The 3,023-nt window shown below is 66.8% G+C and carries 5 protein-coding genes; 4 read left to right on the top strand and 1 reads right to left on the bottom strand.

Annotation, left to right across the window (positions count from 1 at the left end):
• Positions 1–965: glycoside hydrolase family 76 protein (locus P4U43_RS17770; protein WP_277359926.1), on the top strand; the 965-nt coding region annotated here is incomplete at its 5' end.
• Here P4U43_RS17770 and P4U43_RS17765 read toward each other — a convergent pair.
• Positions 934–1,518: a hypothetical protein gene (locus P4U43_RS17765; protein ID WP_056546241.1), complete on the bottom strand. Its 585-nt coding sequence runs from the start codon at positions 1,516–1,518 to the stop codon at positions 934–936. The two genes, P4U43_RS17770 and P4U43_RS17765, sit on opposite strands and share 32 nt — an antisense overlap.
• Before the next feature lie 145 nt (positions 1,519–1,663).
• Here P4U43_RS17765 and P4U43_RS17760 point away from each other — a divergent pair, with 145 nt between their 5' ends.
• From P4U43_RS17760 to P4U43_RS17750, 3 genes are all read left to right on the top strand, one after another.
• Positions 1,664–2,125 carry a hypothetical protein gene (locus P4U43_RS17760; protein ID WP_277359925.1) on the top strand — a complete coding sequence of 154 codons (462 nt, stop codon included), beginning with the start codon at positions 1,664–1,666 and terminating at the stop codon, positions 2,123–2,125.
• Between the two features lies 1 nt (position 2,126).
• The gene (locus tag P4U43_RS17755) at positions 2,127–2,348 is read left to right on the top strand and encodes a helix-turn-helix transcriptional regulator (protein WP_277359924.1); all 222 of its coding nucleotides are present in this window, start codon (positions 2,127–2,129) and stop codon (positions 2,346–2,348) included.
• Positions 2,349–2,357: 9 nt separating this feature from the next.
• Positions 2,358–3,023: glycosyltransferase family 2 protein (locus tag P4U43_RS17750; protein WP_277359923.1), on the top strand; the 666-nt coding region annotated here is incomplete at its 3' end.

Here is a 3,023-nt window from a genome sequence, read left to right as displayed (position 1 = left end):
CGCAGGTCAATCTCCCGAACCGGAGCACAGTTCCGTGGCACTACTGGTGGCAGGCGCACTATCTCGATTGCCTCCTCGATGCGGCGGAGCGCGCAGACATCACCCATCACGACGACGGCGCCGCTCACCGCACGCGCGCTCGCCGCCTCCTGCGCACCATCCGCCTGCGCAACGGCGGGCGCTGGAGAAACAGCTACTACGACGACATGGCCTGGCTAGCCCTCGCTGCCCTGCGCTCAGCCGATATCGCAGACACCAGACCGCTTCCCACACTGACCGCGGCCCTGATCTCAGCACACACTTCAGACCTCGGCGGCGGCCTCTTCTGGAACACATCCCGCGATTTCAAGAACACCCCGGCTACGGCCCCGGCGGCGCTCTACTTCGCACGCATCGGGCGGAAGGACGAGTCGGCACAATTGGTGGACTGGCTCTTCGCCCGGCTGCTGGATCCGGCAACCGGGCTCCTCTTCGACGGCATCCGCATGCCCGGCGAACGGCTGGTCACCGACCTCTACACCTACAACCAGGGCCCGGCCCTCGGCGCTTTGCTGGCCCTCGGAGACCAACGAAGCCTTGACCGCGCCAGAGGCCTGATCACCGCCATAGCAACCCACCTCGTCCAGCCGGACGGCGCCCTGCGCACCCACGGCGGCGGCGACGGGGGCCTGTTCACGGGAATCCTCGCCCGCTACCTTGCGCTCGCGGCGGTTTCACCGCACCTGCCGGAAGCAACCCGCACAATCGCCCGCACCCTGATCACGACGACGGCGCGCGCCCTGTGGGAGGGGCGCACGGAGCGGGAAGCCGGCGGCCGCCGTCGTCGTACTGTCCTGGTCTTTTCTGCCGCGCCGGGAGCTTCGGCCGGTAAGGGCTCAGTAGAACTGTCCACGCAACTTCAGGCGTGGATGATTTTCGAAGCCGCGTGGCAGGCTACTGGTAGGACCGGACGCGCGGGCGGCTGAGCGCTACGAGCAGAATCCCCGCCGCGAGTGACCCGAGGGTGGCAACGGCGAGGTCGCCCATGGTGTCCGCATAGGTTACGTAGATGTCCTCGGTGACCCAGGCATCACCGGCCCACTCGGCGAATTCCCACAGGACGCTGAGCGCCATGCCGAGGAGCACCACCTGCAGCACCACACCCACGCGGTTCCGGCGTCCGTGGCCGGCGGCGGGCAAGACCTGCAGGTGCGATCCAAGCACGTACGCCATGCCGGCCACCGGCCCGGTGCAGACGCAGTGCACCAGCAGGTCCCACCAGGCAATAAGTTCGTACACATTCAGGACGCTGCTCCAGCATGCGAACAGCAGCGCGCATCCGTACACCGCATCGAACACCGGGTGCGGACGGGCATAGCGGGACAACGTGAGGCCACCGAGCGCGAGGAAGAACACGGCGACGTCCACCGGCCCCCACCAGAACACCATCACGATGGTGCTGAGTACGGCTGCAGCCCGCACGCCGTCCGCTGCGACTTCGGCGTGCGTGGCCGGCCGTCGGATGAGGTCGGCGATCATGAACTCAAGCCTACTGGCCGCGTTGCGCGCTGTGCGTGAGGCCTTCCAAAGCGCCCCTGCCTGGCAGTGAATGGCGCTTGACAGTAGACAGCGTGTAAAGCAAACTTGTCATGTAAAGCAAGGTTTACATGATGGAGAGGAACCAATGCACGATCAACAGGTACGCACACCGTGGGGCACCACAAAAAGGGGCGGTTTCCCAGCACTGGGGGTAGCTATTCCCGCCGGGCTGGCGCTAGCGGCAGCGCTCGGGGTGGTGGCAGCTGCAATGGGCGCCACCGAGTCCAATCCGATGCTTGGCGGCGTGGTCTTTGCCCTTTGCCTGGCCCTGCCCTTGGTCGCCCTCGTCTACGCCGTCGTGGTGGACCGCGGCACCATCAAGGGTGCCGCCGACCGGCCGGAGGAATCCGTTGAATCCGGGTGGTATGACCGTGCGGCCGCCGGCGCGTTCACCGACCTCGTCCTGCTCGCCGGAGCGGGCGCGACCATCCTTGCGTTCATCCCCGCAAACTTTCCCGTCGACCTCAAGCTCGTCCTTCCCGCTGTTGTGCTCGCGTGCTTTGCCTCCTTCGGCATCCGCTACCTGGTCCTCCAACGCAAGGGCTGATGTGCGCAACTCTGTCCACGATTCCCGCCAGCGGTTGGCGTGGTCCCAACAGCGGCTCGCCGATGAACTGGGCGTCTCGCGACAAACCATCATCTCCATCGAACGCGGCCGGTTTGATCCCTCCCTGCCGCTGGCATTCCGGCTGGCCGCGATCTTCGGCTGCACCATCGAGGATCTCTTCTTCCCTGGAGACGACACCGAAAGAACTGCAGGCGGCGGCTAGGATCAGCACATGCCGTCCCTGTCCGTGGTGATCCCCTGCAAGGACGACGCCGGTCCGCTGACTCGCTGCCTTGAAGCACTCGCCGAGCAGACAACGGCCCCGCTGGAGGTCATCGTGGTGGACAACAACTCCACCGACAGCAGCGCGGAGGTGGCTGCCCGGTTCGGTGCCCGCGTGCTGAGGGAGCCGGCGCCCGGAATCGCTGCTGCTGCCTCCGCCGGCTACGACGCCGCGCTCGGCAGCATCATTGTCCGCTGCGACGCGGACACGCTCCCGCCGGTTGACTGGCTTCAACGCATCGCGGACCGTTTTGACGCGGAACCCGACCTCGCCGTGCTGACCGGTCCCGGGAACTTTTACGACGCCGGACCCCTCCGTGCGTGGCTGGCCAACCTTGCTTATATGCAGGCGTACTTCGTCTCCATGGGGCTCGCCATGGCCCACTGGCCGCCGTTCGGCTCGAACTGCGCCTTCCGGCGCGCGGACTGGGAGAGCGTGCGTTCACGGATCCACCGTCTGGACCCGGAGGTGCACGACGACGTCGACTTCGGCTTCGCGCTCGCCCCCTCCAGACGCACGGCCTACGACCGGTCACTCAAGGTTGGGATTTCCGCCCGCTCATTGGCGGGCGGCACTGCCGGCCGCCGCCGTTTCCGCCGCGCGTTCCATACGCTG

The organism is Arthrobacter vasquezii (assembly GCF_029455255.1).
In the GTDB taxonomy this organism is placed as follows: domain Bacteria; phylum Actinomycetota; class Actinomycetes; order Actinomycetales; family Micrococcaceae; genus Arthrobacter_D; species Arthrobacter_D parietis.
Note: the sequence above shows the minus strand (reverse complement) of the source record. Positions and strands in the feature narration are given on the sequence as shown.

Coding starts and splice junctions, on each gene's coding strand:
- P4U43_RS17765 (WP_056546241.1), bottom strand. CDS start 1,518: ATGATCGCCGACCTCATCCGACGGCCGGCCACGCACGCCGAAGTCGCA.
- P4U43_RS17760 (WP_277359925.1), top strand. CDS start 1,664: ATGCACGATCAACAGGTACGCACACCGTGGGGCACCACAAAAAGGGGC.